Below are 26,540 nucleotides of genomic sequence, written 5' to 3' on the forward strand. Positions count from 1 at the left end.
CCCGGCGTGGGGCTTTCGCATTCCGGGAGTTCGATATGACAAGGAAGCCAGACACCCCGTGCGCCGGCTGCGGCAAGCTGTTGTACACGGCGCAAGGCTCGCTGCCCGCCGGTAAGCGACGCTGCCAGAAGTGCCGAGGTGCCGGCGCTGCGGGACGGCCCGGGAAGCCGGGCAATCTTCCCGGCCGTCACGGAACGGCGTGGCGAAAGCTGCGCAGGCAGGTCATCGCCGAAGAGACGAACTGCTTCCGGTGCACCGGCCCGGTCGACAAGGCGCTGAGGTTCCCACACCCCGATTCGCCGAGCGTTGACCATGTGGTGGACGTCGCGGCCGGCGGCGCGCCGCTGGACCGAGCGAACGTCCGGCTGGCGCACTTCGGGTGTAACTCGGCGGACGGCGCGACGAAGCGACGCCGGACCGATGGTGAGCGAGTTCGTGGCTTGTCCCCAGCCCGAGCGAGAGAGGCACTCATGGCGGCGAACAGGGTGGACGCAGACGAGACGCGGACTTTCCTGGCGCGCATCCGCGACAAGCTGGCCACCGAGATGGAGGCGGCGAGCGGTCGCGACTCCGTGGTAATCGCGAAGGAGCTGCGCGCGGTCGTTGCGGCCATCGCCGAGCTGGAAGCACCGACCGCCGAGCCGGATGCGCCGGAGCCCGACGGGGAGGTGGCCACCGGTGACCCCGTCGACCAGCTCCGCGCTCGCCGCGAGAAGAGGCGCGCAGACGCCGCGGATAGCGAACTACCCGCCGTACACGAGCAGCTCGGCGGCTGAGGCGATCGAACTCGCCGAGTCCGCCGGCCTGCGCCTGGACGACTGGCAGCGGTACGTGCTCCAGCACGGCCTCGGCGAGCACCGAGGCCGGTGGGCCGCGACCCGGGTCGGTTGCTGGGTGCCGCGCCAGAACGGCAAGGGCGGCATCATCGAGGCGCTGGAGCTGTTCTGGCTGTTCCTGGCCGGTGAGCGGCTGATCCTGCACAGCGCGCACGAGTACAAGACCGCACAGGAGGGTTTCCTCCGCCTCAAGGAGCTGATCGAGCGCTGTCCGGACCTGGACGCCAAGGTGGACCGGTACTGGCAGGCGAACGGCGAACAGGGCATCTCGCTGACCCGGAAGGCCGGTGGGGCGCGGCTGCGATTCGTGGCCCGGTCGCGGACGTCTGGCCGAGGCTTCTCCGGGGACAAGAACATCCTGGACGAGGGCCAGGAGCTGACCGAACAGCAAATCGCGGCCCTGATGCCGACGATCTCGGCCCGGCCGGACCCGCAGATCTGGTTCTTCGGTACACCGCCGGAGCTGCCCGACGCCTGGGCGTACCGCCTGAAGGCGGACGGCGAGGCAGGTAGGCCGCGGCTGGCGTGGTTCGACTGGGGCGCCGACCTCGATCTGGACAACCCAGTGGACCGGCTCCGGCTGGACGACCGGGATCTCTGGTACGCAACGAATCCGGCGATGGGCATCCGAATCCTCGAGGCCACCGTCGAAGACGAGCGGGCCGAGTCGGGCCTGGGCGAGAAGTTCGCGCACGAGCGGCTCGGCGTATGGTTGCCGGCCGCCGTGCCGGGTGCGGTGCTCGACCCGGCGATGTGGTCGAAAATGCTGGACCGGGAGTCGCGCCGCGGCGACGGCGAGCCGGTGATGCTGGCCTTCGACGTGACGCCTCTGCGGGACCACGCGACGATCGGCCTGTACGCGCTGCGGGACGACGGCCGGGAGCACATGCAGCTCATCGACCACCGACCCGGGACGGACTGGCTGGTGCCGCGGCTGGTGGAGCTGCGCGAGGTACTCGACCCGATCGGCATCGCGTACGACCAGAAGAACGGCGCGCACACGTTCCTGCCCGACCTGCGAGAGCACGGCATCGAACGGCCGCAGGACCGCGAGGAATGGGACCAGGATCCGAAGCGCGGTGACCTGTTGGAGCTGGACACCGCCGCTGCGGTTGATGCGGTCGGCCAGTTCATCGACGGCTTCCGGGCACCCCCGATCGAGATCGACGGAACGGCGGTGCCGCGGATGGCACACCTCGGACAGGAGCCGCTCGACGTGGCGGTGCGCGGCGCGGTGGCCCGCCCGATTGGCGACGCGGGCCAAATCGGGTGGGGCCGGCGGGCGTCCGAGGTGGATATCGGGCCGCTGTGCGCGGTGACCGAAGCTCGGTACGGCTACCGGCTCTGGGTGGACGTCGTTCTGGGCGACTACGACGTGGCTGACAGCGTCTTCTGAGGGGAGGCACGGTGAACAGGATCGCTACGACTCTCCTTGACCTTGCGGGCTTGCTGCTGGTGGCTGCCGGCGCGTACTACCTCGCCGAGCCGGCGATGGGCCGCGCGGCGCTGCTGGTGGCCGGCGGCGTGCTGCTCGGCGGGTCGCAGCTGGCGGCCCGGTTCGCCGAGTCGCGCCCCGGGGCAATGGATGGCCATTTCGGCGAGCGGCTGCGCGAGTTCGTCGCGCGGTGGACGCGCCGGCACCGTGAGGACGTGACGTGAGCCTGTTCCGCCGCGAGAAGCGGCACGCGACGATCGCGCCCGCCGATCAGCTCATCCCTGGCCGCTCCGGCGGCAAGCGTGGCGCCGTCCAGGTCACGAACGACACGGCGCTGCGCCACAGCGCGGTATGGGCCTGCCTGCGACTGCGGGCGGACCTGATGTCCACGTTTCCGGTGGACACGTACCGGAAGGTCGCGGGCCAGCAGGTTGAGGTGCCGAAGCCGCCGGTACTGGTGGCGCCGGGCGGCGAGCGGTGGGACTACGTGGACTGGATGTACGCCAGCCAGTTCGATCTCGACCGCGCAGGCAACACGCTCGGCCTGATCGTCGAGCGGAACGCGCTCGGCCTGCCGGCCCGGATCGAGTTGCAGCCGATTGAGGTGTGCTCGGTGACGCAGAAGCGGGACACCGGCGCCCTGGTCTACCGACTCGACGGCAGGGAGTACGGTCCCGAACAGGTCTGGCACGAGCGTCAATTCGTGGTGGCCGGACTACCGGTGGGGTTGTCCCCGATCGCGTACGCAGCCTGGACGATCGGCGAGTACCTGTCGATCCAGCAGTTCGCGCTGGACTGGTTCGGCGGCGGCGGCGTGCCGAAGGCCCGGATGAAGAACGTGGCGAAGACGATCGACCGAAACCAGGCACAGCAGGTCAAGGACGTATACCAGGCGAGCGTCGCCAACGGCGACCTGTTCGTGCACGGGTCTGACTGGGAGTTCAGCTTCCTGCAGGCACAGAACGTCGGCATGGAGTGGATCGACGGCAAGCGGTACGGGCTGGCGGACATCTCGCGTTTCCTCGGCGCGCCGGTCGACCTGATCGAGGCGGCCATCAGTGCCCCCGGGTCAATCACCTATCAGTCGGCGTTGCAGCGGAACCTGCAGTTCCTGGTGATGCACCTCGGGCCGGCGGTGGCTCGGCGCGAGAAGAACCTGAACAAACTGCTGCCCGCACCCCGGTTCGTGAAGCTGAACACCAATGCCCTACTGCGGATGGACCCGCAGACGCAGGCGAAGGTCATCACGGAGCGGATCAACAACCGAACGTTGGCCCCGAGCGAGGCCCGCGCCTTCTACGACAAGCCGCCGCTGACACCCGAACAGGAAGCCGAGTTCGATCGCTTGTTCGGTGCGCCCCGAAGTGCGATGTCAGAGGCGGCGACCCGGGCGACGGCCGGCTGGCCGTGGGAGCAAGTCAACCCGCTCAGCGCGGCCCCGTACCCGTACCCGGACCCGAGTGAGGTGGGACAGTGACCAGCATTCACGTTCGGCGGCTGCAGAGCCGGGTCGAGCGCACTGCGGCGCGGCTTGTCGATCTGGCCGAGCGTGAGCGGCTGTCGGTGGCGGATCTGGCTGGCGCCCGGCTGCCCTGGTATGCCGTGCGCAACCAGGCCGGTAACGAGGACGGCGACGGCGATGGCTTCGCCACGGTCTTCATCTTCGATGAAATCGGCGGGTCGCTCGGGGTCACCGCGAAGCAGTTCGTGGCCGAGTTGGAGGAGATCACCGCACCGGTGATCCGGCTACGGATCAACTCCCCGGGCGGGTCGGTATTCGACGCGATCGCCATCTACAACGCGCTGAAGCACCACCCGGCGCGCGTCGAGGTGTACGTGGACTCGCTGGCCGCGTCGGCAGCCTCGGTGATCGCCACTGCTGGTGACGAGGTCATCATGATGCCCGGCTCGCAGTTGATGATCCACGACGCTTCGGCGCTGGAGGACGGCAACGCCGAGGACCACGGCAAGATGCAGACGTTCCTCGATCGGCAGTCGGAAAACATCGCCGACCTGTACCAGATGAAGGGCGGCGGCACTCTCGCCGAGTGGCGCGATCTGATGAAGGCCGAGACGTGGATGTTCGCCCGCGAGGCCGTCCAGATGGGCCTCGCCGACCGGATATCGGAGTACGGGCCGGTCTCCGGTGACGCCGACCTCGAAGAGCGCATGCAGCGCCGCCACGATCTGGGCTACTACCGGTACGCCGGCCGCCGGGCGGCCCCTGCGCCAACCTCGCATCGGATCGCCATCAGCACCGATGGCGCCCGGACGTCGGCGCGCGACAGCTCCAGTGACGGCGAGCGTCGGCTCGCCGCGCAGCAACGGGCAGCCGCCGGGCCACGGCGGCGCGGTGCGGAGCAGTCGTCGGCGCGGATGGCCGCGTTCCCGGCCACCCTGCGAGCCGAGCTGGTCGAGCACGGTGGTCAGCAGCGGTACCACGTCACCGGGCACGCCTCCGTCGTCGAGACGCCGTACGAGATGTGGGACGCCCACGGCCCGTACATGGAGGTCATCGACGCCCGGGCGTTCGACCGCACCCTGGCCGCCGGGCCCGACGTGGCGTTTCTGGTCAACCACCGTGGCGTGACGATGGCCCGCACCACGAACGGCAGTCTCAAGCTCTCCATGGACGGCGTCGGGCTGGCCGTGGAGGCGTGGCTCAACCCGAAGCGGCAGGACGTCACCGACCTGGTCGTGGCGATCCAGGACCGCGACATCACCGAGATGAGCTTCGCGTTCATGCTCGGCGACGGCGGCGGCAAGTGGTCCTCGGATTTCAGTGAATTCCGGGTCACCGACGCCGATATCGACCGCGGCGACGTGTCCGCCGTCAACTACGGCGCCAACCCGTACACCGACGTGGCGGCCCGCGCCCGCGAAGTTCTCGCTGACCTGGATCACCTACCGGCCGGTGCCGCTCGCGCCGCCATGGCGCGGTTGAAGCTCCGCGCCGACCTGACTCCCGCAACTCCCCCCGCTGCGCCCGTTCGGGCTGTCGATGCGGGCGATTCGGCGGGCCGCAGCCTCGTGCACGTCGCGGCGCTGCTCGACGAGGACTGATCCGGCACTCAGACCGGGCCTCACTGCACCATCCAACTCACGCGCACACCGGCCGGCACTCAGACCGCGCCGATGGCTGCACGCACGCTCGCCGACGGTCAGATCGGTAGCGCACGACAGCGCACGCGGAGGCAATCCCCAACCGCTGCGACCGAAGGAAAATCGATGACTCTCGACGAGCTGATTCTCTCCATTGAGGTGGAGAGGGAGCAGGCCACCAAGAAGCGCGACCGCGCGGTGGCCGAGGTGAAGACGATCCTGGCGAAGGCCCGCAACGAGGGCCGCGCCAACCTCACGGAGGAGGAGGACGCCGACTGCCAGACGGCGTTCAAGCGCCGCGACCAGGCCAAGGCCGAACTCGCCGGCATCGAGCAGAAGCTCGACAACGCCCAGCGGGCGAAGGCGGCCGAGGAGGAGGTCGAGATCGGCCTGCTGGAGCGCCGCGCCGACCCGAAGACCGCCTCGGCGAAGCCGGCGTACGACCGGGTGGCCCGGATCGGCACCGAGGAGCGCACCTACCACCGCGGCAACACCCGCGGCGGTGGCCCGTTCATCCGCGACGTGGTCAACCAGTTCCTGTACCGGGACCTGGAGGCCGAGCAGCGACTTGCCCGGCACATGCAGGAAGAGCGGGTCGAGCGCGGCCAGTACCTGGAGCGGGCGGTCGGCACCGGCGCGTTCGCCGGCCTGACCGTGCCGGCCTACCTCACCGAGCTGTACGCCCCGGCGGTGGCCGCGCGTCGGCCGTTCGCGGACGCGATGACGAAGCTGGACCTGCCGCCGTCGGGCATGACGGTGAACATCTCCCGCATCACCACCGCCTCGGGCACCGCCCTGCAGTCCTCGGAGAACAGCGCCGTCCAGGAGACGAACATGGACGACACGCTGCTGACCGAGAACGTGCAGACCGCGGCCGGCCAGCAGACGCTGTCCCGCCAGGCGATCGACCGGGGCACCGGCATCGAGGACGTCGTGATGCGCGACCTGCAGCGCCGGTACGCGACCACGCTCGACTCGACGATCATCAACCAGGCCACCACCGGCCTGACGAACATCGCGACGGGCATCACGACCGACGACACCACCCCGACCGCCGCCGAGCTGTACCCGAAGATCCTGCAGGGCGCGTCGGCGTCGGAGGCGGCGCTGCTCGGCCAGGCCGACCCGGACCTGGTGCTGATGCACCCCCGGCGCTGGTACTGGTTCCAGGCGGCGCTGACGACCTCGTGGCCGCTGATCGGTCAGCCCGGCATCGCCACCCAGCAGGGTGGTGTGAACTACGGCGAGATCTACGGCTCCGGCTTCCGCGGCCTGCTGCCGAACGGCATGCCGGTCGTGGCCGACGCCAACGTGCCGACGAACCTGGGCGGCGCCACCAACCAGGACGAGATCTACGTGGTGCCGCGTGACGAGTCGTTCCTGTGGGAGGACCCGGGCGCGCCGCAGTTCATTCGGGCCGAGCAGGCGGCGGCGGCGAACCTCGGCGTCCTGCTGGTGTTGTACGGCTACTTCGCGTACACGATGCGCCGGTACAGCAACTCGCACCAGAAGTTGTCCGGCACCGCGCTGGTCACGCCGAGCTTCTGAGCATCCGATGAGGCTGATCCGCTCGTTCCCGACGACCGTGCCGCCCGGCCGGGCCCATGTGGTCGACGGGATCGAGCGGCTGCTTCTGGAGCGGTACGACTACACCCCGCTCGGCGACATCGACGACGACGTGCTGCTCATCGAGTGGGACCTCGCCGTCGGCCAGGAGCAGCTCCTGGCGTTCGCCGAGCGGGCCGCCGGCCAGTCCGAAGACGTGCTGGTCGCGCCGTACCGGTTGTATGCCGGCAACTACACCTCCCGAAGCCTTCGGGAGACGGTGTGGGCGCACCGGAGGTGGCCGGACTACCGGCATGTGGCGACCGGCGACCCGGTTTGCAACATCTTCGGCTTCGGCCTGACCTACCTGCCCCGCAAACTCGTGCGCGGCTACCTCGACGCCCGTGCCGCCGCATCCGACGGCAACACGTGGGGTTTCAGCGACGGGAGCTTCTCCGGCTGGCACCACCGCTGCGTGAAGCCCAATGTGCCGATCGCCTGGGACGTCCAGCCGGTGCATCTGAACTACCAGCTGCCATTCCGACGGGAAGGAACCTGATGAGCACCGAAGACACCGTGCCGGCCGCCGGCACCGACGTCGACTCGCGGAAGCGGGCGCTGAAGATTCAGCTCGCCACAGCCGAGGCCACCGGCGACGGCCCCGCCGCGCGGCGGCTGCGCGGCCAGCTCGACGCGCTCGGCCGCGAGGTGGCGGCGAAGGACCGCGAGGCGGCGGCGCAGACCGAACCGGAGACGGCGACTTCCGCCCCGACCGGCCGTACCACGGGTCCGGCGAAGAGCACCACGGCGAGCAAGTAGCCCACCCCCGCGCGATGGGGCCCGAACCCGGCCGACCGGGCGGGCCCCGTGGCGCATCTACCCCCACCTACCACCCGAGGTGCCCATGCAAGCCCGTACCCACTGCGGCGGCTGCGGTGCCGCCGACCTGATGCCGTTCCTGGATCTCGGCAGCACCCCGCTGGCCGACGCCTTCCCGTTCACCGCGGACACCGTTCAGCAGACCTACCCGCTGCGGGTCGCGGTGTGCCCGGCGTGCTGGCTGGTGCAGCTCCTGGACGTGGTGCCCGACGGCGAGCTTTACGGCGCCGACTACGGCTTCTACAGCTCGACCTCGCCGAGCATCCGCGTGTACGACGCCGAGTTCGCCCGGTGGGCGCTGGCCCGGTTCCCAAACGAGATCAAGCGCGGCGTGGTGGAGGTGGCGTGCAACGACGGTTCGCTGCTCCAGCACTTCGCGGCGGCTACATCCGGCCCCGTCTGGGGCGTCGAGCCGGCGCTCGGCCCGTACGAGGCGGCAACCGCCCGGGGCCTGAACGTGCTCGGCGAGCCGTTCCGCCGCATCGTTGCGGAGAGCCACGTGGACGAGTTCGGTTCCGGCGGTCTGGTGATCGCGAAGAACGTTGCCGCGCACGTCGCCGACCTGCCCGACTTCCTCGCCGGGATCGCGCACCTCATCGGCGACGACGGCGCGGCGGTCATCGAGGTCCAGGACGTCGCCGCGCTGCTGCTCGGCAACCAGATCGACCACGTCTACCACGAGCACCGCTTCTACTTCAGCGCGACCAGCCTGTACGCCGCCCTGACCTACGCCGGGATGGTCGTCACGGACATCGAGCGGACGCCCGCGCAGGGCGGCAGCCTCAGGGTGACGGCCCGATCCCGGACCGCCGCGAGCAGCTCCGGCCCGAAGCTGGAGCCGATGTTGCTCGGCGACGCGTGGTTGCGGCTGTCGGCAACGTACGGCGCGATGCAGGGGCGTGCGGCGGCGCTGCGCGCCCGGCTGCTGGATCTGCTCGACGCCGAGCGTGTCGCCGGCCGGACGGTCGCCGGGTACGCCGCGACCGCGAAGTCGTGCACGCTGCTGAACTTCTGCGGGATCGGCCCGGACCGGCTGGCGTACGTCTCCGACACAACGCCGCACAAGGTCGGCCGGTTTACGCCCGGTACGCACATCCCGATCTACAGCCCGGAGGACCCCGCTTCCTCGGACACCTACCTGTTGCTGGCCTGGAACTACCTCGGCGACGTGCTGCGCCGTGAGCGGGAGTTCGTCGAGCGCGGCGGCCGGTTCATCGTCCCCATCCCCTCCCCGGTGGTGATCTGAGTGGAGATTCGGAAGATGGCCGTCGTGCTGCCGGTCAGCGCCGAGGTGGCGGCCGACACGTTCGACGCCGGCCGAGCGTTCGCCCGGTACCTGAATGCGACCCCGGAGCAGCGCGCCGAGTGGGAGCGCCAGGCGGCCGACCAGCGCCGCGCCGAGCGTGAGGCCGCGACGCCGGTAGCGCTCACTCTGGACGTGCTGCTGGACAAGCTCGGGTGGTCACGCGAGTACGCCGAGCACGTCGTGCAGCCGTACTGCCGGTGCGAGGACACCCGCGACGGGTGGGAACGGTGCCAGCACGCGGACGATCTGGGGCTGGACCGATGAGGGCGCTCATCACCGGCGTGACCGGACAGGACGGCTCCTACCTCGCCGAGCAGCTTGCCGCCGACGGGCACGAGGTGTACGGCCTCATCCGGGGCCAGCGGAACCCGCGACGGGCCTGGATCGAGGGCCTCGTACCCGGCATCCGCCTGGTCGACGGCGACCTACTCGACCAGTCGAGCCTGCAGCACGTCCTCGCCGCCGTCCGGCCCGAGGTGGTCTACAACCTCGGGGCGCTGACGTACGTCGGCATGAGCTGGCAGCAGCCGGCCGTGATGACCGAGGTGACCGGGCTCGGCGTGCTGCGGCTGCTGGAGGCAATCCGGGTGGTTGACCCGGCGATCCGGCTGGTGCACGCGTCCAGCAGCGAGATGTTCGGCGCGGTGCGGGAGATGCCGCAGAACGAGCTGACGCCGTTCAACCCGCGCTCGCCGTACGGCGTCGCGAAGGTGTTCGCGCACCACACGGTGGTGAACTACCGCGAGTCGTACGGGCTGCACGCCAGCACCGCGATGATGTTCAACCACGAGTCGCCCCGGCGCGGTCCGGAGTTCGTGACCCGCAAGGTGTCGCTGGCCGCCGCTGCGATCGCGACCGGCCGGCAGTTCCGGTTGTCGCTCGGCAACCTGGACGCCCGGCGCGACTGGGGATGGGCGCCGGACTACATGCGGGCGCTGCCGTTGATGGCGGCCCGGCCGGAGCCCGGCGACTGGGTGCTGGCGACCGGCGAGACGCGCTCGGTGCGCGAGCTGGTCGAGACCGCATTCGCCGTCGCTGGGCTGGCCTGGCGCCGGTACGTCCGGGTCGACCCGGCGCTGTACCGGCCGGCCGACGTGGAGGTGCTCTGCGGGGACGCGAGCAAGGCGGCGGCCGAGCTGAACTGGAAGCCGACGGTGGGATTCGCCGAGCTGGTGGCCCGGCTGGTCGACCACGACCTGAGGGAGGCGCGGTGAAGGTGCTCTCCCCGGCGGTCACGATCGTGCTGGCCAGCCACATGAAGCCGTACCTGCGCGACTCGATCGAGTCGGTGCTTGCCCAGACCCGCCGCGACATGCAGGTGCTGGTGGTCGACTCCGGCCAGTGGATCGGGCAGACCGACGGCCGGTCCGCGCAGATGGCCAGCATCTACGCCGAGTACCACGGACACCCGCTGATCGAGTGGGTGACGACCGGCGAGGGCCCGGAGCTGCGCCGGCACCGGTGCCCGATCGGCTGGACGACGAACGAGGTGATCCGGGCCGGCCTGATCCGGGGTCGGTACGTCAGCACCTTCTACGACGACGACCAGTACGGTCCGACGTTCGTGCAGCGGATGGCCGGCTACCTGGACGACCACCCGGACGCCCGTGCGGTCTGGTGCTCACAGGACCGGGTGCGGCTCGACCCGGACGGCACGGAGACGCTGGTCGGGGTGATCCGGGCGAACGGGCCGCGCGGTCCGGGGCAGTTCGACTGCCAGGTCGACGGGGCGCAGATCATGATCCGGCGCGAGGTGCTGGACGCGATCGGCGACCCGTGGCTTCCGGAGGACCCGGGCGACTCGTGCCGGCACTCCGACGGCATCTTCCTGGAGCGGCTGGCCAGCGTGGTCGGCACGGTGCCGGCGATCGGCGAGGTGCTGCTACGGCACCGGTTCACGCCGCTGTCGACGTACACGCCGAGCCCGAGATGAGACTCCCGCCGGCCGGGGGGTGGCCCGGCCGGCGGGGCTGACGCTAGGAGCGTGGCGCGTGGCGACTCCCGCCGCATCGATCTTCGGAGACCAGGTGCCGGTCGTCACCAGCGCGGTCGACGTGACCGCGTTCACGCTCGGCACGAAGTGGTCGGCGAGCGTCCGCGGTGCAATCACCCACGGCCGCTGGTACTTCCCCGACGTGGCACCGGATGGGCCGACCGCCTGGGTGCTGTATGACGAGGTCACCGAGGCCGAGATCGCCCGGGCGGAGTTCACCGATACCGCCCCGGGCTGGCGGACGGTGGCCCTGGATCCGCCGGTCGTCTACTCCACCCCGGGCACGGTCATGGTCGCCGCGGTGGAGGCCGTCACCCGGTACGTGGCGACGGCGGGGCTCTTCGCCGACGGGCCGGTCATCAGCGGCCCGCTGACAGCGCCGGGCGATGGGGACAACGGCCGGGTCGGCATCGGTGCCGGCTACCCGCCGTCGACCTTCGGCGACACCTGCTACTTCGCCGATCTGCTCTTCGCGCCGTCCCTGTCGGCCGGTCCGCGGATCACCACCGGCACGCCGCCGGGTCGGATCACCAGCAGCACGCCGGGGAGGTGGAGATGAGCGCCCGCGACGTGGGGGATCAGATTGACATCCGGTACGAGGTGCGCGACGCCGACGGGGACCTGACGGCGGCGACCGTCTCGGTGGCAGTGACGCAGCCCGACGGCACCCTGCTGTCTCCGGCGCCGGTCGTGTCCACTCCGAGCGTCGGCATCTACGACGCCGGGTTCGTTGCGGACCAGGCCGGCCCATGGCGGTGGACCTGGACGGCGGCGGGCGCGGTCACGGACGTCAGCCACGGCCAGGTCGACGTCGGCGACCCGTCGATCGGCACGTACGCGACCCTGTCGCAGCTCCGCTCCATGCCGAAGATCACGACGTCGGACCGGGACGCGCTGCTCCAGGTGGCGTTGTCGGCGGCGGCCCGGGGCATCGACGGGGTGACCGGTCGCCGGGACGGCGGTTTCTACCGGGACTCGACGTCGAGCGCCCGGCAGTACGAGGTGTGCCGCAGCACCGTGCCGACCGACCGCCGGGTAAAGCTGCTGGTGGACGAGATCGGCAGCACCGACGGGCTGACGGTGGAGACCGGCGACGGCACCACCTGGACCGCGGTGACCGGGCACCGGGTGGATCCGCTGAACGCGCTCGCCGACCGCCGACCGATCACCGGCCTGACCGCGTCGTCGTGGGGCCACGACCTGGTGCGGGTGACCGCCCGGTGGGGCTGGCCGGCGGTGCCGGACCAGGTGGTGCAGGCGACCCTGATTCTGGCGCTGCGGCTGTACGGCCGGAAGGACTCGCCGACCGGCATCGCCGGGGACGGGCAGATGGGCGTGGTCCGGCTGGCCCGGGCCGACCCGGACGTGATGAGCCTCGTGGGCCGGTACGAACTGCCCGGGATCGCCTGATGGACATCAAGAACATCCGGGCGGCGCTGGCGACAGCAGCCGGCACCGTGGTGCTGCCGGACGGCACCCGGCTCCAGGGCTACGCGCGGGTGCCGGGCTCGCCGGACCCGCCGTGCGCGTACCCGGCCCAGTCCGATGGCACCTACGGCGACACTCTCGACGACACCGTCGCGGCGACGGTGACGCTCCGGATCCTGACGGGCCGGGGCGAGGACGAGGCGGCGCAGGAGCTGCTTGACGCGCTGCTGGCCGCCGACGGCCCGTCGTCGGTCAGGGCCGCGATCGAGTCGGATCCGACGCTGGGTGGGCTGTGTTCCGACCTGGCGGTGACCGGCTGGTCGGGCTACGAGTCGTACGACGTCGGCGGGGTCGAGCGGTACGGGGCGGAGCTGACGGTGGAGGTGCTCGGGTGAAGTGGCTGGTCGTTCACCCGGGCCCGAACTTCAGCGTGGCCGACGTCTACGCCGGCTGGTGCGACGCGCTGCGCGACCTCGGTCAGAAGGTTTCCCGGTACGCGCTGGACGAACGGTTGACGCTCTACGGGTCGGTGCTGGTCGAGTGCGGGCCGGGTCAGTTCCGGCACGCCTTCGACGGCCCGGCCGCGACCGAGCGGGCGATCGACGGCCTGTACTCGCACCTCTACCGGTGGCGCCCCGACGTGCTGCTGGTCGTCAGCGGGTTCTTCGTCCCGGCCGATCTGCTTGACCTGGCCCGGTCGTACGGCACCCGGGTCGTCACGCTGCATACCGAAGAGCCGTACGAGCACGCCCGCGAGCTGGCCCTGGCTGCGCACGCCGACCTGGCGCTCGTCAACGATCCGACCAACCTGGACGCGTTCCGCGCGGTCACCCGGGCCGAGTACGTGCCGCACGCCTACCGGCCGGAGATCCACCATCCGGGGCCGCCGGCCGCCGACTGCGCCGCCGATCTGGCGTTCGTCGGGACCGGCTACCCGTCGCGGATCGCGTGGTTCGAGGCGCTGCACGGGGCCGGCGCGCTGGACGGCCTGGACGTGCTGCTCGGCGGCAACTGGCAGGCGCTCGCCGAGCCCTCGCCGCTGCGGAAGTACGTCGGCCACGACCTCGAGGCGTGCCTCGAGAACACCGACGCGGCGGACATCTACCGGTCCGCCCGGGTCGGCGTCAACCTCTACCGGCGCGAGGCCGAAACCGAGGCGCTCGCTGCCGGCTGGGCGATGGGTCCGCGCGAGGTGGAGATGGCCGCGTGCGGCATGTACTACCTTCGCGACCCGCGCGGCGAGGGTGACGAGCTGCTGTCGATGCTGCCGCGCTTCGCCTCGCCCGGCGAGGCCGCCGAGCAACTCCGGTGGGCGCTCGCACACCCAGACTCCTGTGCCGCGACCGCCCGCGCTGCCCGGGAAGCGGTCGCCGACCGCACGTTCCGAAACCACGCCGCGCTGTTGCTGCGCTGGCTCGACAGGAAGGACTGACCATGGCAAGGCTGCATGGCCGGCGCGGGCGGGTCTACATGGGCATCGCCAGCGACACGGCGGAAGCGTCACCATTGCCGTTCATCGCCACCTGGAGCATGAACTTCGTGACGGACAAGCAGGACGTCACTGCGATGGAGGACACCAACAAGGTCTACGTGGCGGGCCTGCCCGACGCGTCCGGTGAGTTCGGCGGCTTCTACGACGACGCCAGCGCCCAGACCTACACCGCCGCGACCGACGGCCAGCCGCGCAAGTTCTACCTCTACCCCGACCGGTCGACCAACACCAAGTACTTCTTCGGCACCGTGCTCCCCGACTTCTCGGTGAACGCTGGTGTCTCGGCCGCCGCCGCCATCTCGGCGAGCTGGAACGCGGCGAGCAGCATCGTCAAGGTCGGCTGACCGGTGTCGGGCGTGTCCGGGTGGCCTGAACTAGGCGAGGTCGCCCGGGCCGCCCGGCTCGCCGGCGGCAAGGTGCTGCCGGAGATGAAGAAGGGCCTGAACAAGATGGGCCCGCCGGCGAAGCGCGCGGTCCAGGAGTCGGCACTGAAGAAGCTGCCGAAGTCGGGCGGCTTCGCGGCCACCATGCACCGGGCGATCCGGATGCGCGTGAAGAGCGACCTTGGCCTGTCCACGGCCGGCGTGACCCTGGTGACGACCGCCGCCGGCCGGGGCCGTCTGCGGCACATCGGCGCCATTAACTCCGGCCGGCTGCGGCACCCGGTCTACGGCCACCGGACCCGCTGGGTGACGCAGCGCGTACCCGAGGGCTTCTGGGACGACGCGATGGACAAGACCAGCGACGTCGCGCACCAGCGCATGCGCGAGGTGCTCGACGCCACCACCCGAACCCTGAAGGGATGACACCCACCCGTGATCATCGAACTGCGAATGTGCGACGAAGACCGTGCGGTGCTGGGCGGGCCCGAGTGGGTCCAGCTCGACACCGAGCGGGTCATGGACACCCCGGCGAAGGACCTGATCCGGTGGGAGGCCGAGTGTGCGTACCCGATCGAGCAAGCGATCCGGGACATCCGCGACTCACGGCCGCCGGCCGCGTCCACTCTGGTGCTGCTGTGGTTGGCCCGCAAGCAGGGCGGCGACCTCGCGGGCGGGGTCGATGAGGCGACCGGTCAGCCCGAGCGGTACGCGCGCCTGATGTCAGTGCGCACCCTGCGGGTAGCGACACGGGCCGCCGTTCAGCCCGAGCCGGCGCCCGAGGCGGAGGTCGATGCCATCCCCCCGGAGAGCACGCCCGCGCCCTGATCGCGGGCCGATGGATCCGTGAGTTCTTGCGCGAGTACGGGCCGCCGCTGGCCCACTTTTACCCCGGCCTGCCGGATCCGGACTCGCTGTCCCCGGTGGACATCGTGGCCTACCTGGAGTGGCGCCGGGACGTGCTCACCGAGCGGCCTGACGACGGAGACGCAATCGACTTCGACGCTGACGGGGCAGACGACTTCGGGGGGTGACCGGTGGGCACCACCGACAAGCGCGAGCTGCTGCTCGTCATCAAGGGCGACGACAAGGCCTCGGCGCCGATCAAGCGGGTCGGCGACGCCGCCGACGACACCAAGGACGACCTGAAGGATCTCAACGCCGGGCTGAAGAAGCTGGACGATGCCAGCGCAGACGCCACGGCGCAGATCGCCAAGCTGCGGGCCGAAATCGCGAAGACCGGCGACCTGGAGCTGGTCAAGGATCTCGCCAAGCAGGAGCAGCGGCTGCGGGCGTTCGCCCGCCAGCGGAAGCTACTGCTGGGCGAGGACGACGGGCCGCGCAAGGGCCTGCAGCTTCCCGACATCGACGTGGACCGGGTCGGGATCGGTATCGGTGCACGGCTCGGCCCCATCGTCGTGCAGAGTCTCGGCCAGGCGGTCGGCAAGGCCGGCCCGGGGATCGCCATCGGCGCGCCGATCGTGGCCGGTGTCGCGACGTGGCTCACCTCGGCGGCCGGCGGGGCGGTGCTGGCCGGCGGGGCGGTTGCCGCGGTCGCCGGTGGGGTGAAGCTGGCGTCCCGAGACCCCCGGGTCCAGGCGGCCGGCACCGAGCTGGCCGACACGCTCGGCGGCATCCTGGAGCGGGCGGCCGCCCCATTCGTGCCGGCCACGTTGCAGGCGATCGGCACGGTGAAGGCCGGCTTCTACGATCTGAGCAACGAGCTGGAGGACACCTTCGGCTACGCGGCCGATTACGTGGACCCGCTGGTCCGCGCGGTGCTCGGACTGGCTCGGGAGGCTGCTCCTGGTCTGCGTCGGCTGGTGCAGGCTGCCGCGCCCGTCGTGGACATGCTCGGCCGGGAGCTGCCGGAGCTGGGCGACGACATCGGCGCCGCGCTGGACTCGATCAGCGAGGGGGCGCCGGCCGCTGCCCGGTCGCTGGGTCTGCTGCTCGACGTCGCCGGGGTGGCCATCAAGACCGTCGGCGGGGCGGTCGAGCTGGCGTCAAAGGCGTTCATGTACGCGGATGTGCTCGCGGCGAACTTCCGGGGCGGGGTCGCTGAGGCGGCCGGTACCGCCGGGGAGTACGCGACGGCGGCAGGGGCGGCCGAGCGGAGTTCCACCGACTGGTCGGATGCGCTCGGCCGGCTCGGCGCCAAGGCGGCCGGGACCGCATCCGAGGTTGAGACGCTCGCCGAGATGGTCGACCGGCTGACCACGCAGAACATCGCTGCCGAGAACTCGGCGATCGCACTGGAGGAGGCGATCGACGCCGCCGGGGAGCGCGCCAAAGAGGGTGCGAAGGGTATCGACATCAACACCGAGGCTGGCCGCCAGAACCGTAAGGCGCTGCTGGAAATCGCCTCGGCTGCGAAGTCCAGCGCGGCGGACATCGAGGAATTGACCGGCTCGCAGGAACTGGCAAGCGAGGCGACGGAGCGCGGGCGTGCCGCATTCCTGAAGACCGCCGCGCAGATGGGTGTGAACCGAAAGGAAGCGATCGAACTCGCCAACCGGCTGTTCGGCCTGCCGAAAGAGGTCGGCACCAAAGCGAAGTTCCAGCCGGACAACAAGGGCGTCAGCAACTGGAAGCAGACCCTCTCCGGCATTCCTCGGAACATCCTGATCAGCGCCCGCTTCCGGCTGATCCGCAGCAACGACGTGGCGATGGCACTGAGGCTCGGCCGGCTGTCGGCCGGTGGCCCGGTGGAGGGTCCCGGCCCGAAGGGCGTCGACTCGCAGCCGTACCTCCTGGCGCCGGGTGAGTACGTGCTGTCGGCGCGGGACGTCGACAAGCTCGGCGGTTCGGCCCGGATCGATGAGTGGCGGAAGGGCCTCCACGACGCGTCCCGCCCGGCGGTGGCCGGCGGGGCGAGCATGCGCGGCGGCGGCGGTGCGGTCATCCAGCTGGCCGCCGCCCCGGGCGCCCCGGGCGAGCTGGTCCGGTACCTGATGCCCTACCTACAGGTCCGGGTCCTCAACGGCTTCGGCGGCAGCGCGCAGCGCGCGTTCTCTGCCGGACGGGGATAGGGGGTAGGCGGTGGCGGTCGAGTTCGTCGCGGACGCGGAGACCACGAACGGTACCGCCGGCACCAGTGTGGTCGTCGCCCGCCCGTCGGGCACCGCCGCCGGGCACGTCCTGGTCGCGTACGTCGCGGCCACCAGCGTCCCGGCCATCACCGCGCCGGTCGGCTGGACCCTGTTCACCTCGGTCGACGCCGGCAGCTCGTGCCGGCTGGCCGGCTACTACCGGGTTGCCGGCGGGAGCGAGCCGGCGTCGTGGACGTGGACGCTCGGCAGCTCCCAGCGGGCGTGGGGCTGGGTCGGCGCGTACTCCGGCGTCGACACCACCAGCGTGCTGGGCGAGACGGACACCGAGGCCGACACCTCGGCGGGCACCTCGTGGAGCGGGCCACGCGCGGACGCGACGACGGGCACCCGGTACGTCGCGGCCCTGGCGACGGTCCGGACCGCCAGCGGCGTGGCGACCACGTCGACCGTCTTCGGCGGATCCGAGCGCGCCGACCTGTCCACGAACGGCGGGGCCGGCACGGACATCGCCGCGGCGGTCGCCGACGGCGGGTACACCGGCTACCTGGAGGACGTGTCGTACCTGCCGGGCTGGACCACCAGCCAGTCCTGCACGGCCGGGGCGATGGCTCTCGCCGTGCTGTCGCCGGCGATGGTGCCGTACGGCGGTGGGCCGGACATCGCGCCGACGATCGAGGCTGCCTGGGGCGCCGACCCGGACGGCGACCCGGACGACTGGACGTGGTCGCCGCTGACCGGGGTGCTGCTGAGCGAGGGCATCACGATCGACGTCGGCCTCGGCCCGGAGGCCCCGCCGTCAGGCCTGGTCGCACCGCCGACGCACGTGGCCTTCAGCCTCCGCAACTCGGACGGCCGGTACACCCCGGACAACCCGCTGTCGCCGCTGTTCCCGAACGTGGTCCAGGATGTGCCGCTGCGGATGACCCTGCCGTACGGCTTCGCCCCGCCGACGCCCCGATTCGTCGTCTTCGCCGAGAGCTGGGAGCCGGACTGGGATGCCTCCACCCGGGCGGCGACCGTCCGGGTGGAGGCGTACGGCCGGCTCCACCGGCACCAGGCCGTCGACACGCCAGTCGAGTCGGCGATGCGCCGCGCGCTGTCCGGCATTCTGCTTGGCACGTCGGGGTCCCGGGCGGTCGGCTACTGGCCGGCCGAGGACGCGGACGGCGCCACGCAGGTCGCGTCGGCGATGGACGACCGGCCCGGCCTGGTCACCGGCACCTGGTCGCCGGCCGCCGCCACCGACTGCCCCGGGTCGGCGCCGCTGCCGACGCTGGCGGCGGGGACGCGGATCCAGGGCTACGTCAAGCCGTACGCCGGTACCGGGCACTGGTCGGTGGCGGCGGTCGTCAAGGTGCCGTCGGCGCCGGCCAGCACGTCGCCGCTACTGAAGGCGACGTGCACCGGCACCGCGCCGTACTGGACGATCGAGCTGACGCCCGCGTCGCCGGACACGCTTCACATCCGGGCGCACCTGGACGGGGACACGTCGCTGCTGAATGACTCGGTGGCGACCGTCGAGGCTGACGTGCACGGGCAGTGGATCCTGGTCTACCTGCGGGTCACGCAGAACGGCGCGAACGTCGACTACACCGGCGGCTACGTCAGCGCCAACGCCGGCGTCAGCAAGTCCGGCACCCTGAACTCGCGGTCGATCGGTGTGGTCCGGGAGGTCCGGGTCGACGGCACCACGTCCACCGACGGCATCGGTGTCGGGCATCTGCTGGCCGCCGCCGATTCGAACTTCAGCCCGGGCGTCGTGGGGCTGATCGCGCTCGACGCCGGCTCCGGCGACCGGCCACTGAGCCGGGTCGGCGACCTCGCGGACATGGCCGGCATGCCGCTGATCACCTACGCCGACCTACTCGTTGAGGACCCGCCGATGGGGCCGCTGCTGCCGACCACGCTGGTCGCGGCGCTCGACGAGTGCGCGGCCACCGACCAGGGGCTGATCCACGACGGCGGGCCGGCCGGCGAGCTGGTGATGGTGGCCCGGTCGTCGCGGTACAACGCCGACGTCCGGATGCCGATCGACGTGACCCGGCGCGAGCTGGGGCAGCCGTTCGGGCCGACGTACAACAGCCGCTCGCGGGTCACCGACCTGACGGTGGCCCGGGCCGGCGGGTCGTCGGCGCGGTACACCGACACGACGGTCCGGGGCGGCCGGGCGCAACAGGTGACGCTCAGCCTGTCCCGCGACCAGTGGCAGTACCCGATCGCCGGCTACCGGGTTGCCGAGTCGATCGCGCCGGGCCTCCAGTACCCGGCAGTGACCCTGAACCTTCGGCGCACGCCCGCGCTGGTCGAGCAGTGGCTGCGGTCCCGGATCGGCTCGCGGGTCACCGTCGAGAACCTCTGGGACACGCACGGCCCGGCACCGGTGGACCAGGTCATCAAGGGCTACAGCGAGCGAATCAGCAAGACCCGCTGGGAGGTGACGCTGCACCTGACGCCTGCCGCACCGTACGACGTGGCGGTACTGGAGGCCACCGACGACACCGCGTTCCGCACCGACGCGGGCGGGACCACGCTGGCGGCGGCGGCCGGGTCGTCGGCGACACAGCTCCTGGCGGTGTCCGAGGGCGCGCTGCTGTCCACCAGCAGCGGCGACTTCCCGGTCGACGTGGACCTCGTGGGCGAACAGGTGACCATCACGGCCGCGCCCACCAGCGCGTTCGCCGACCCGTTCTCCCGGACGGTCGGGTCCGGGTGGGGCACGCCCGGGCAGAGTGTCCCCGGCACTGCGTACACGGTGGTCGGCACGGCCAGCGACTACAACGTGGTGGGCGGCACGACCGGGCGGATCACGACGGCGGGCGTCAACACGCTCTACCTGGCGTACGCCGACATGGGCTCACCCGACGGCGAGGTGGATCTGCAGGTGGTGGTGCCGGTGCTGCCGACCGGTGCGGCGATCACGCCTCGGGCGGTAGGGCGGCTGACCGATGCCAGCAACTACCTGGAGGCGCAGGTCAGTATCGCCACCAGCGGCGCCGCGACCTTGCAGCTCTTCCGCCGGGTCGGGGGGTTGGGGTCGTCCATCGCCGACGCGGCAGCCGTCTCGGTCGGCACCCACTCGGCGGGTAACGCATGGCGGATCGTGCTCAACTTCATCGGCGAGGTGGTCCGGGCGCGGGCCTGGAACGCCACCAGCGGGACCGACCCCCGCCGCTGGCAGACCGTCGGATCCGACACCCTGGTGCCGCTGGGCACGAACATCGGCGCCTCGGTCCGCCGCGAGACCGGCAACACCAACGGGTCCCAAAACATCGACTGGGACAACATCACCGCGCAGAACCCACAGGTGCTCGCCGTGACCCGGGGTGCGTACGGGCGGGCGCACGACGCGGGCACCCCGATCAGGCTCTGGCGCGGCCGGGGCATCGCACTGTAGAAGGAGGCGTCGTGCCGTTCGCTGGCTTACAGAAGGTGACCGCCAACCAGCTCAACGGGCTGATTACCGGCGTGTACTACGCGATCGGGTCGGCCGATCTTAACGGGGCGGCGACGAACGCGGACGTGCCGGGCGTGACCGTGGACGTCACCACGGCCACGACCGGCGCCACGTACGCGGCGTTCTGCACCTGGGCGGTCGACCTGACCGGCAACGTCACCACGGAAGGGCTCGGCCGGCTGAGCGTGGACGGCAGCCTGCAATCCCCGCTGGTGCGGTGGGGGCAGGCCCTGACCACCGACCGGCTGATGCAGACGCAGACCTACTCCGGCCAGCTCGGCAGCCCGGACACCTACACCTTCAAGATCGTGGCGTCGCCGCCTGCATCGCACACGATCCAGGGTGCGAACTCATCGATCCTGGTCCTGATCTTCGAGGCGGTGTAACCGGTGACGATCGCCCCCGAGAACCTGAAGGCGGTCCGGCGGCTGCTGCTCGACCACCTGGACATCCGAGAGAACTCGAACGCGTACCCGACCGACCTGGACCCGAACGAGGTCGGGATCATCGGCGACCCGAACCACCGCGGCGGCTACCACTGCGGTCGGGACCGCGTCGATGACGACGACTACTCGGTGCGGGAGTCGTCCCGGGACCGGTCCGGGTTGACCGAGGCGGCGTCGGCGCTGGACATCGGCCAGTGGTCGACCACCGTGGCGGGCAAGCGGCACGACCTGCGCAGCATGTCGATCTGGCTGGTCGCTCAGTGCAAGGCCGGCGCGGCGGACACGCGGGACATCCGCGAGGTCATCTACTCGCCCGACGGTGACGTGGTGAAGCGCTGGGACCGGCTCGGGAAGCGGTCGTCCGGCGACAGCTCGCACCGCTGGCACACGCACATCTCGTACCACCGGGACGCGACCCGGGCGGGCCGGGACCTCACCGCGCTGTTCCGGCGGTACCTGACCACGATCGGCCTCGCGGCCGGAGAGGACGACGACATGTTCTGCCAGTACGGCCAGCGCGGGGCGGCGGTGAAGCTGCTCCAGTACCGGCTACACAACCTCGGCCACTCGCCCGGCGACATCGACTCCACCTACGGGGACAAGACCGCCGTAGCGCTGGCCGCTGCGGTGCGTGCCTACAACGGGGCCGTGACTGACGGCCGTACCTACGGGCCCGAGCAGATGATCTACCTGGACGTGATGTGGAGCCGCAAGTACGGCGGCGGTGGCCAGCCCGGACCGGCCGGCCCGCCCGGAGCCCCGGGCCCCGCTGGCCCGCCCGGACCGGCCGGGGACGTGACCGCCACGGTTGCCGGGGCGGTCGCCGAGATCGGCCGCCGGATCGTCGCCGGCGCCGCTTCAGAGAGCCAGGCCCGTGGGTGACGCTCGAGCAGCGGGTCCCCTTGCTGCGGGACCTCATCTGTCTACTGGCCGGGCTGGGCGGGTTCGGGCACTCGGTGGTCACCGGGGCGGGGTGGCCGCCGCTGCTGGTGTCCGCCGCCCTGATGGCCGGGCCCGGGGTCGTGCAGCTCTGGCTGGCCGGGCGTACCCCGGGCGGTGGGCTGTCGTCGGTGCCGGTGCTGCCGGATCCGTCGCTGCCGTCGCCGTCGCCATCGCCCGCGCCCTCGGCGGGTGAGGGCGCGTGAGCCCGCACCGTAGGCCGGTGCCGCTCTGGTACGCGCTGCTCGCCGTGCTCCTGTCGGTGCTGGCGGTGTCCGGCGCGACGCTGGCGTACACCGCGCACGTCCAGCGGGAGGCGGCGGCGGCCGACCGGGCTGCCGACCGGGAGGCGGACCAGCGCTGGTGCGAGCTGCTGACGGTGCTGGACGAGGCGTACGGCAGCACGCCGCCGCAGACGGAGCTGGGCCGGCGGGTCGCCGACGCGGTGCACCAGCTGCGGGTCGGCTTCAACTGCACCTGAACTTCCGGCCTGGCCATTCAGGTTTCGGGCCGCTTCCTTGAAATCGACCTGAGGAGGGTCACCATGGGCACCACCTACGTACCTGCGTCGGCCAGCGCCGACGCGAAGAACCGCGCGTTCCGCACGTTCTGGCAGGGGCTGCTGGTCGACGTCGGCGCGGTGCTCGCCGCCGTCCTGGTCGTCGCGCTCGGGGACATCCAGTGGACGGAGACGTACTGGATCGGCGTCGCGTCGCTGGTCGGCAAGACGGTCATCACCGCCGTGGTGTCGTACGTGGCGCGGAAGACCGTGCCGCCGGCACCGTGATGTGTCGCCGCGAGCCGCCTCAGCGGACGGCGCCGAACGTGCCGATCCCACCGCCGCGCGCTGAGCCGCCCCCGCCGCCTCCACCACCGCCGTCCGGCTGACCCCTGGGGTACGCTCCAGGCACTACCGAGGCCCGGTGCAGCGAACGTAGCGGGGCCCTCGCATTGCCCAGGACTCCGAAAAATGAGGCCCCGCCGTGGACATGGGGCCGACGCGGCGCACCAGGGCGTAGCCACGTACGCCCGCGCCACCCGTACCGGCGGGGAACCCGGTGCCCCGCCGACGGGCTCAGGCTCGGCAACCCCCGCTGCGGGGTGATACGCAGCAAGCGGCCCCGGTCGGTCCCTTACGGGATCGGCCGGGGCCGCTTCGTCATGTCCGAGGTCAGGCCGTCCGGTCGTGCCGAGCGGCGATTTCCCAGAAGTCCACGCCGTTCACGATGGCCGACAGGTCCAGGTCACCGTGCTCGGTCAGCGGGTACCCGTCGAACTCCCGGTCGTGGGCGGGGCCGTAGAAGTCGTTGCCGCTGAGGCTGACGCTGTCCGGCAGCGCGTCGTTGATGGCGGCCCGGTAGTCGGCCGCGACCGCGTCCACGTCGTAGTCGCTGACGTGGTCGCCGAGAGCGACTACGACGCTGTCCTCGACGGTGAGGTGGGAGCCATCGGCGTTGGCCCAGGTGCCGTACGAAGTGGTCGTCGTCATGGTCTGCTCCTTGATCGGGACGATGCGGGCTGCGGGCTTGCCGTTGCGGGTGAGCACGATGTCGGCGCCCTGCTGGACGGCGGTTACAATGTCACCGAGCCGCTTTCGGGCGTCTTCGATGCCAATCTCTCGGCTGCTCATGGCCTAAACCTTAAGGTATCGGCGAGCGTGATCGCAAGAGGAACCTTAAGGTTCCTCGGACCGACACGGCGGCCCGGTCCATCGAGGACCGGGCCGCTTCGTGCTGTGTCGGTGCCTTCCGATCCGGCCCGCCCCACCTGCCGTAGCCGTGGCCGGCGGCCGGAGGGTGGCCCGCCGACACCGGCAGCCTGCCCGGTCGTTGCCGCGACCGGCTACACCAGACTGCCGCGCTGTGGATAACTCCATGCCCTGTGGACAGCCGCCTGATCACGGGCCGATGTGGTAGGAGGCCGAGCGGCGGGCCGGGGCGTCGGCTTCCGGGCCGACCGGGGCACGGCGGGCCGGGCCTGGACCGGCGCCGGGGTGGCCAGCCGGCACAGCCCGGCGAGCTGCACGAACACCTCCCGCCGCTCGACTGCCTCGCCGTGGCCGTCGAGCACGTACCCGGACAGCCAGCACCAGCCGTGATACGTCGGCTTCCGATCCACCCGCAGCACCCGGAACGTCAGCGCCCGGTCGCCGGAGAACTGGACCGACGCCCGCCGGTCGATCCGCAGCAGATCCCCCGGCCGGAGACCGGTCACGGGACGTGCCGGGCCAGGACGTCCACCCGGGCCATCAGCTCGATGCACGCCGGGTGCGGCGCCACGCTGTCCCAGTGGCACGTCAGCGGGTCGTGGCCGCGCACCCACACCCAGAGCTGGCCGCCGTCCTCGCGGGTGATGCCCTTGTCGACGCGGACGATCCGAACGTCGACGTACCCTTCGACGTCGGCGCCCCGGTGGTAGTGCGACCACTCGCCCGCCTCCAGCCGTACCCGGGTGTCGACCGGCACGTCCGGGATCTGCGGCGGCGGGATGTGCGGCGGCCGGGTCACCGGCGTGGTCCGGGTACGCGCAACCACCGTCGGCCGTCCCACCGGTAGTCGCGGACCCGGCGGGGGAACTCCCGCCGCCAGGCCGTGCGCACGTCGTACAGGTAGGTTCGGGCACGCCGGGCTCGGCGTCGCAGGGTCGTCAGCACGCTGTCACCTCCGGGTACGCCACGGCGCCCCGGAGCACAGGTCACGGAGCGCCGCTCAATGTGGGCGAATCGTTGGCGCCGGCCCGGGCGTGGCACGGGGGACCCGGCCCGGACCGGCCGGTCCGCAGGGTGTTCGCGTGCCAGCCGGGAGACTGGCAGACCCTGCGTTCCACCTGCCAGAGTGCGCCGGTCGTGACCGTGAGTGAATGTGCGCGACGTGCGAGGTTCGCCGCCCGACTGCGTAACTGGTACGTGACGTACCGGTCAGCAGCCGACCAGAGTGGCCAGGCTGGACAACTCGCTACCCATCGCCCGGCGTCGACCGGCGGCCATCGTCGCCACGATGTCCCGGGCGTACTTCTGCTGCCGCAGCCACGACGGCGCCCGGTCCTGGAGATCGACCAGCACGGTCAGTGCCTCCGGGTAGGCGCCCATCTCCGTGTGCGCCCACGCCACGTCCAGGCGGTGCCGCTGCCAGCAGCTCGCGGTCATCCGCCGGTCGTCGGCCGGTACCCGGCCGGCCAGGTCGAGCACCCGCGTGGGGTCACCGCCCAGCGCGGCCACCTCGGCACGCAGCGCCGCGACCTTGCCCGGCCCGAAGCCGTCCACGATGGTGAGCCCGGTCGCTGGCTGACCCTCCACCCGGGCGGCGGCCGCGGCCGCGAGGTCGAGCTGTTCGCGGGCGTCGTCGTCCCGGCCGTCCCGGGCCGCCGCCGCTGCTGCCTCGATGAGCAGCCAGCCCCACGCCGCCACCCGCTCGGTGCTGGCCCGGGACATCTTCGTCGGCTCGATCTGGTCGGCCGCCGCCGCCGCGAGGTGCTCGGCCTCGCCGAGCCGGGCCTGCCGCAGCAGCAGCCAGCACATCGGACCGACGACGCTGGCGGCAACCAGGTCGTCCCCGGACTCGGCACCGTGCTCGCCGGCGGCCCGGATCGCCGAGTAGGCGAGGTCGTGCGCCCGTAGCTGGATCAGCAGCCGGGCGCCGAGCTGGTACGCCTGCGCGGCCAACGTGTGTGCCGCTGCCCGGTCGCTCCCGTCGGTGACATCGAGCAGCGCCCGTACCTCGCCGAGCAGTCCGGGGAGGGCGTCGAGCGCCGGCCCGTACTCGTTCGTGTGGTACAGCCGGCTGGCGGCCCGCACCGACTCCCGGGTCTGATCGACGGTCGGGTCCTCGCTGTCGGCGTCCGGGCCGAGCGGCTGGCCGTCGAGCCCCAATGCGGGCGTTAGCGCCCGGCGGATGCCGACCAGGGCCAGCGGCGTCGAGTGCGGTTCCCGGCGCGCTGCGGCGGCCGAGGCACTGCCGAACAGGGCTGACGTCGGGATGCCGAGCGCGCGGGCCAGTCGGGCGACGGTGGCGATCCGGGCGGATGTTCGGGCGTTGCTCTCCAGCTTCCGTACCGTCTCGACGGAGACTCCGGCCCGCTCGGCGAGCTGCTCCTGGGTGACGCTCTGGCGGCGTCGGTGGTTGGCGAGGTTGTCGCCGATGGTCGGCTGCATGGCCGTCCCCTCCTGCACGAGGGTGGATAGTGATCCCGACGGTACGCCCTGTCGGCCAGCGCTGCTACGCTGGCGCGCACTGGGGCCGGTCTGCACGCCGGC

The 26,540-nt window shown here is 71.6% G+C and carries 31 protein-coding genes; 27 read left to right on the forward strand and 4 right to left on the reverse strand.

The window, feature by feature from the left end; translation table 11 throughout:
- Window positions 1-35 precede the first annotated feature (35 nt).
- The 27 genes from O7626_RS00445 to O7626_RS00575 all read left to right on the forward strand — a co-directional run bounded on the left by O7626_RS00445 (window position 36) and on the right by O7626_RS00575 (window position 23,075).
- A complete protein-coding gene (locus O7626_RS00445; protein ID WP_278058037.1) occupies window positions 36-776 on the forward strand; it encodes a hypothetical protein in 741 nt (246 codons plus the stop codon).
- Window positions 679-2,232, forward strand: a complete 1,554-nt coding sequence (locus tag O7626_RS00450) for a hypothetical protein (RefSeq protein WP_278058039.1) — start codon at window positions 679-681, stop codon at window positions 2,230-2,232. The genes O7626_RS00445 and O7626_RS00450 overlap by 98 nt, the downstream gene beginning before the upstream one ends.
- Window positions 2,233-2,243: 11 nt before the next feature.
- Window positions 2,244-2,495 carry a hypothetical protein gene (locus tag O7626_RS00455; protein ID WP_278058041.1) on the forward strand — a complete coding sequence of 84 codons (252 nt, stop codon included), beginning with the start codon at window positions 2,244-2,246 and terminating at the stop codon, window positions 2,493-2,495.
- A complete protein-coding gene (locus O7626_RS00460; RefSeq protein WP_278058042.1) occupies window positions 2,492-3,748 on the forward strand; it encodes a phage portal protein in 1,257 nt (418 codons plus the stop codon). Before O7626_RS00455 ends, O7626_RS00460 begins: the two co-directional genes overlap by 4 nt.
- The gene (locus tag O7626_RS00465; protein WP_278058044.1) at window positions 3,745-5,334 is read left to right on the forward strand and encodes a head maturation protease, ClpP-related; all 1,590 of its coding nucleotides are present in this window, start codon (window positions 3,745-3,747) and stop codon (window positions 5,332-5,334) included. The genes O7626_RS00460 and O7626_RS00465 overlap by 4 nt, the downstream gene beginning before the upstream one ends.
- Before the next feature lie 165 nt (window positions 5,335-5,499).
- Window positions 5,500-6,921: a hypothetical protein gene (locus O7626_RS00470; RefSeq protein ID WP_278058046.1), complete on the forward strand. Its 1,422-nt coding sequence runs from the start codon at window positions 5,500-5,502 to the stop codon at window positions 6,919-6,921.
- 7 nt (window positions 6,922-6,928) lie between these two features.
- Window positions 6,929-7,477, forward strand: coding sequence for a hypothetical protein (locus tag O7626_RS00475; RefSeq protein WP_278058048.1), 549 nt, complete (start codon window positions 6,929-6,931; stop codon window positions 7,475-7,477).
- Entirely contained in the window at window positions 7,477-7,737 is a 261-nt protein-coding gene (locus O7626_RS00480) for a hypothetical protein (RefSeq protein ID WP_278058050.1), read from the forward strand. Before O7626_RS00475 ends, O7626_RS00480 begins: the two co-directional genes overlap by 1 nt.
- 85 nt (window positions 7,738-7,822) lie before the next feature.
- Window positions 7,823-9,043 (forward strand): class I SAM-dependent methyltransferase, encoded by a 1,221-nt coding sequence (locus O7626_RS00485; RefSeq protein ID WP_278058052.1) that lies wholly within the window; start codon window positions 7,823-7,825, stop codon window positions 9,041-9,043.
- Window positions 9,044-9,367: a hypothetical protein gene (locus O7626_RS00490; protein WP_278058054.1), complete on the forward strand. Its 324-nt coding sequence runs from the start codon at window positions 9,044-9,046 to the stop codon at window positions 9,365-9,367. It abuts the gene before it with no gap.
- Window positions 9,364-10,317, forward strand: coding sequence for a GDP-mannose 4,6-dehydratase (locus tag O7626_RS00495; RefSeq protein ID WP_278058056.1), 954 nt, complete (start codon window positions 9,364-9,366; stop codon window positions 10,315-10,317). The genes O7626_RS00490 and O7626_RS00495 overlap by 4 nt, the downstream gene beginning before the upstream one ends.
- Window positions 10,314-11,036: a glycosyltransferase family A protein gene (locus tag O7626_RS00500; RefSeq protein ID WP_278058058.1), complete on the forward strand. Its 723-nt coding sequence runs from the start codon at window positions 10,314-10,316 to the stop codon at window positions 11,034-11,036. Before O7626_RS00495 ends, O7626_RS00500 begins: the two co-directional genes overlap by 4 nt.
- Window positions 11,037-11,094: 58 nt before the next feature.
- Window positions 11,095-11,655 (forward strand): DUF4082 domain-containing protein, encoded by a 561-nt coding sequence (locus tag O7626_RS00505; RefSeq protein ID WP_278058060.1) that lies wholly within the window; start codon window positions 11,095-11,097, stop codon window positions 11,653-11,655.
- Window positions 11,652-12,506, forward strand: coding sequence for a hypothetical protein (locus tag O7626_RS00510; protein WP_278058062.1), 855 nt, complete (start codon window positions 11,652-11,654; stop codon window positions 12,504-12,506). The genes O7626_RS00505 and O7626_RS00510 overlap by 4 nt, the downstream gene beginning before the upstream one ends.
- Entirely contained in the window at window positions 12,506-12,919 is a 414-nt protein-coding gene (locus O7626_RS00515; RefSeq protein WP_278058064.1) for a hypothetical protein, read from the forward strand. Before O7626_RS00510 ends, O7626_RS00515 begins: the two co-directional genes overlap by 1 nt.
- A complete protein-coding gene (locus O7626_RS00520) occupies window positions 12,916-13,956 on the forward strand; it encodes a glycosyltransferase (RefSeq protein ID WP_278058066.1) in 1,041 nt (346 codons plus the stop codon). Before O7626_RS00515 ends, O7626_RS00520 begins: the two co-directional genes overlap by 4 nt.
- A 2-nt stretch (window positions 13,957-13,958) precedes the next feature.
- Window positions 13,959-14,360 carry a hypothetical protein gene (locus tag O7626_RS00525; RefSeq protein ID WP_278058149.1) on the forward strand — a complete coding sequence of 134 codons (402 nt, stop codon included), beginning with the start codon at window positions 13,959-13,961 and terminating at the stop codon, window positions 14,358-14,360.
- Window positions 14,361-14,372: 12 nt separating this feature from the next.
- Window positions 14,373-14,822 (forward strand): hypothetical protein, encoded by a 450-nt coding sequence (locus O7626_RS00530; RefSeq protein ID WP_278058151.1) that lies wholly within the window; start codon window positions 14,373-14,375, stop codon window positions 14,820-14,822.
- A gap of 9 nt (window positions 14,823-14,831) precedes the next feature.
- Window positions 14,832-15,224: a hypothetical protein gene (locus O7626_RS00535; RefSeq protein WP_278058154.1), complete on the forward strand. Its 393-nt coding sequence runs from the start codon at window positions 14,832-14,834 to the stop codon at window positions 15,222-15,224.
- 26 nt (window positions 15,225-15,250) lie between these two features.
- A complete protein-coding gene (locus O7626_RS00540) occupies window positions 15,251-15,430 on the forward strand; it encodes a hypothetical protein (RefSeq protein WP_278058156.1) in 180 nt (59 codons plus the stop codon).
- 3 nt (window positions 15,431-15,433) lie between these two features.
- Window positions 15,434-17,428 carry a hypothetical protein gene (locus O7626_RS00545; RefSeq protein WP_278058158.1) on the forward strand — a complete coding sequence of 665 codons (1,995 nt, stop codon included), beginning with the start codon at window positions 15,434-15,436 and terminating at the stop codon, window positions 17,426-17,428.
- 10 nt (window positions 17,429-17,438) lie between these two features.
- Entirely contained in the window at window positions 17,439-20,843 is a 3,405-nt protein-coding gene (locus O7626_RS00550; RefSeq protein WP_278058160.1) for a hypothetical protein, read from the forward strand.
- 11 nt (window positions 20,844-20,854) lie between these two features.
- Window positions 20,855-21,289, forward strand: coding sequence for a hypothetical protein (locus O7626_RS00555; protein ID WP_278058077.1), 435 nt, complete (start codon window positions 20,855-20,857; stop codon window positions 21,287-21,289).
- Window positions 21,290-21,292: 3 nt separating this feature from the next.
- The gene (locus tag O7626_RS00560; protein WP_278058079.1) at window positions 21,293-22,231 is read left to right on the forward strand and encodes a peptidoglycan-binding protein; all 939 of its coding nucleotides are present in this window, start codon (window positions 21,293-21,295) and stop codon (window positions 22,229-22,231) included.
- Window positions 22,228-22,494 carry a hypothetical protein gene (locus tag O7626_RS00565; protein ID WP_278058081.1) on the forward strand — a complete coding sequence of 89 codons (267 nt, stop codon included), beginning with the start codon at window positions 22,228-22,230 and terminating at the stop codon, window positions 22,492-22,494. The genes O7626_RS00560 and O7626_RS00565 overlap by 4 nt, the downstream gene beginning before the upstream one ends.
- Window positions 22,495-22,511: 17 nt before the next feature.
- On the forward strand, window positions 22,512-22,769 hold the full coding sequence (locus O7626_RS00570; RefSeq protein ID WP_278058083.1) for a hypothetical protein: 258 nt from the start codon (window positions 22,512-22,514) through the stop codon (window positions 22,767-22,769).
- Window positions 22,770-22,832: 63 nt separating this feature from the next.
- Entirely contained in the window at window positions 22,833-23,075 is a 243-nt protein-coding gene (locus O7626_RS00575) for a hypothetical protein (RefSeq protein WP_278058085.1), read from the forward strand.
- Window positions 23,076-23,459: 384 nt separating this feature from the next.
- On the opposite strand, the gene O7626_RS00580 is transcribed toward O7626_RS00575, so the two are convergent.
- From O7626_RS00580 to O7626_RS00595, 4 genes are all read right to left on the reverse strand, one after another.
- On the reverse strand, window positions 23,460-23,918 hold the full coding sequence (locus tag O7626_RS00580) for a type II toxin-antitoxin system prevent-host-death family antitoxin (protein ID WP_278058087.1): 459 nt from the start codon (window positions 23,916-23,918) through the stop codon (window positions 23,460-23,462).
- A gap of 212 nt (window positions 23,919-24,130) precedes the next feature.
- Complete coding sequence (locus O7626_RS00585) at window positions 24,131-24,502, reverse strand: hypothetical protein (RefSeq protein ID WP_278058088.1); 372 nt, start codon at window positions 24,500-24,502, stop codon at window positions 24,131-24,133.
- Window positions 24,499-24,822, reverse strand: coding sequence for a hypothetical protein (locus O7626_RS00590; protein ID WP_278058090.1), 324 nt, complete (start codon window positions 24,820-24,822; stop codon window positions 24,499-24,501). Before O7626_RS00590 ends, O7626_RS00585 begins: the two co-directional genes overlap by 4 nt.
- A 383-nt stretch (window positions 24,823-25,205) precedes the next feature.
- Window positions 25,206-26,438, reverse strand: coding sequence for a helix-turn-helix transcriptional regulator (locus tag O7626_RS00595; protein ID WP_278058162.1), 1,233 nt, complete (start codon window positions 26,436-26,438; stop codon window positions 25,206-25,208).
- Between the last annotated feature and the right edge of the window lie 102 nt (window positions 26,439-26,540).

This window comes from Micromonospora sp. WMMD1102 (genome assembly GCF_029626265.1).
Classification (GTDB): Bacteria; Actinomycetota; Actinomycetes; order Mycobacteriales; family Micromonosporaceae; genus Plantactinospora.

Excerpts from the sequence above, each read along its gene's own strand:
- O7626_RS00445 (WP_278058037.1), top strand. The coding sequence starts at position 36 with ATGACAAGGAAGCCAGACACCCCGTGCGCCGGCTGCGGCAAGCTGTTG.
- O7626_RS00470 (WP_278058046.1), top strand. The coding sequence starts at position 5,500 with ATGACTCTCGACGAGCTGATTCTCTCCATTGAGGTGGAGAGGGAGCAG.
- O7626_RS00475 (WP_278058048.1), top strand. The coding sequence starts at position 6,929 with ATGAGGCTGATCCGCTCGTTCCCGACGACCGTGCCGCCCGGCCGGGCC.
- O7626_RS00480 (WP_278058050.1), top strand. The coding sequence starts at position 7,477 with ATGAGCACCGAAGACACCGTGCCGGCCGCCGGCACCGACGTCGACTCG.
- O7626_RS00485 (WP_278058052.1), top strand. The coding sequence starts at position 7,823 with ATGCAAGCCCGTACCCACTGCGGCGGCTGCGGTGCCGCCGACCTGATG.
- O7626_RS00495 (WP_278058056.1), top strand. The coding sequence starts at position 9,364 with ATGAGGGCGCTCATCACCGGCGTGACCGGACAGGACGGCTCCTACCTC.
- O7626_RS00510 (WP_278058062.1), top strand. The coding sequence starts at position 11,652 with ATGAGCGCCCGCGACGTGGGGGATCAGATTGACATCCGGTACGAGGTG.
- O7626_RS00515 (WP_278058064.1), top strand. The coding sequence starts at position 12,506 with ATGGACATCAAGAACATCCGGGCGGCGCTGGCGACAGCAGCCGGCACC.
- O7626_RS00525 (WP_278058149.1), top strand. The coding sequence starts at position 13,959 with ATGGCAAGGCTGCATGGCCGGCGCGGGCGGGTCTACATGGGCATCGCC.
- O7626_RS00575 (WP_278058085.1), top strand. The coding sequence starts at position 22,833 with ATGGGCACCACCTACGTACCTGCGTCGGCCAGCGCCGACGCGAAGAAC.
- O7626_RS00580 (WP_278058087.1), bottom strand. The coding sequence starts at position 23,918 with ATGAGCAGCCGAGAGATTGGCATCGAAGACGCCCGAAAGCGGCTCGGT.
- O7626_RS00595 (WP_278058162.1), bottom strand. The coding sequence starts at position 26,438 with ATGCAGCCGACCATCGGCGACAACCTCGCCAACCACCGACGCCGCCAG.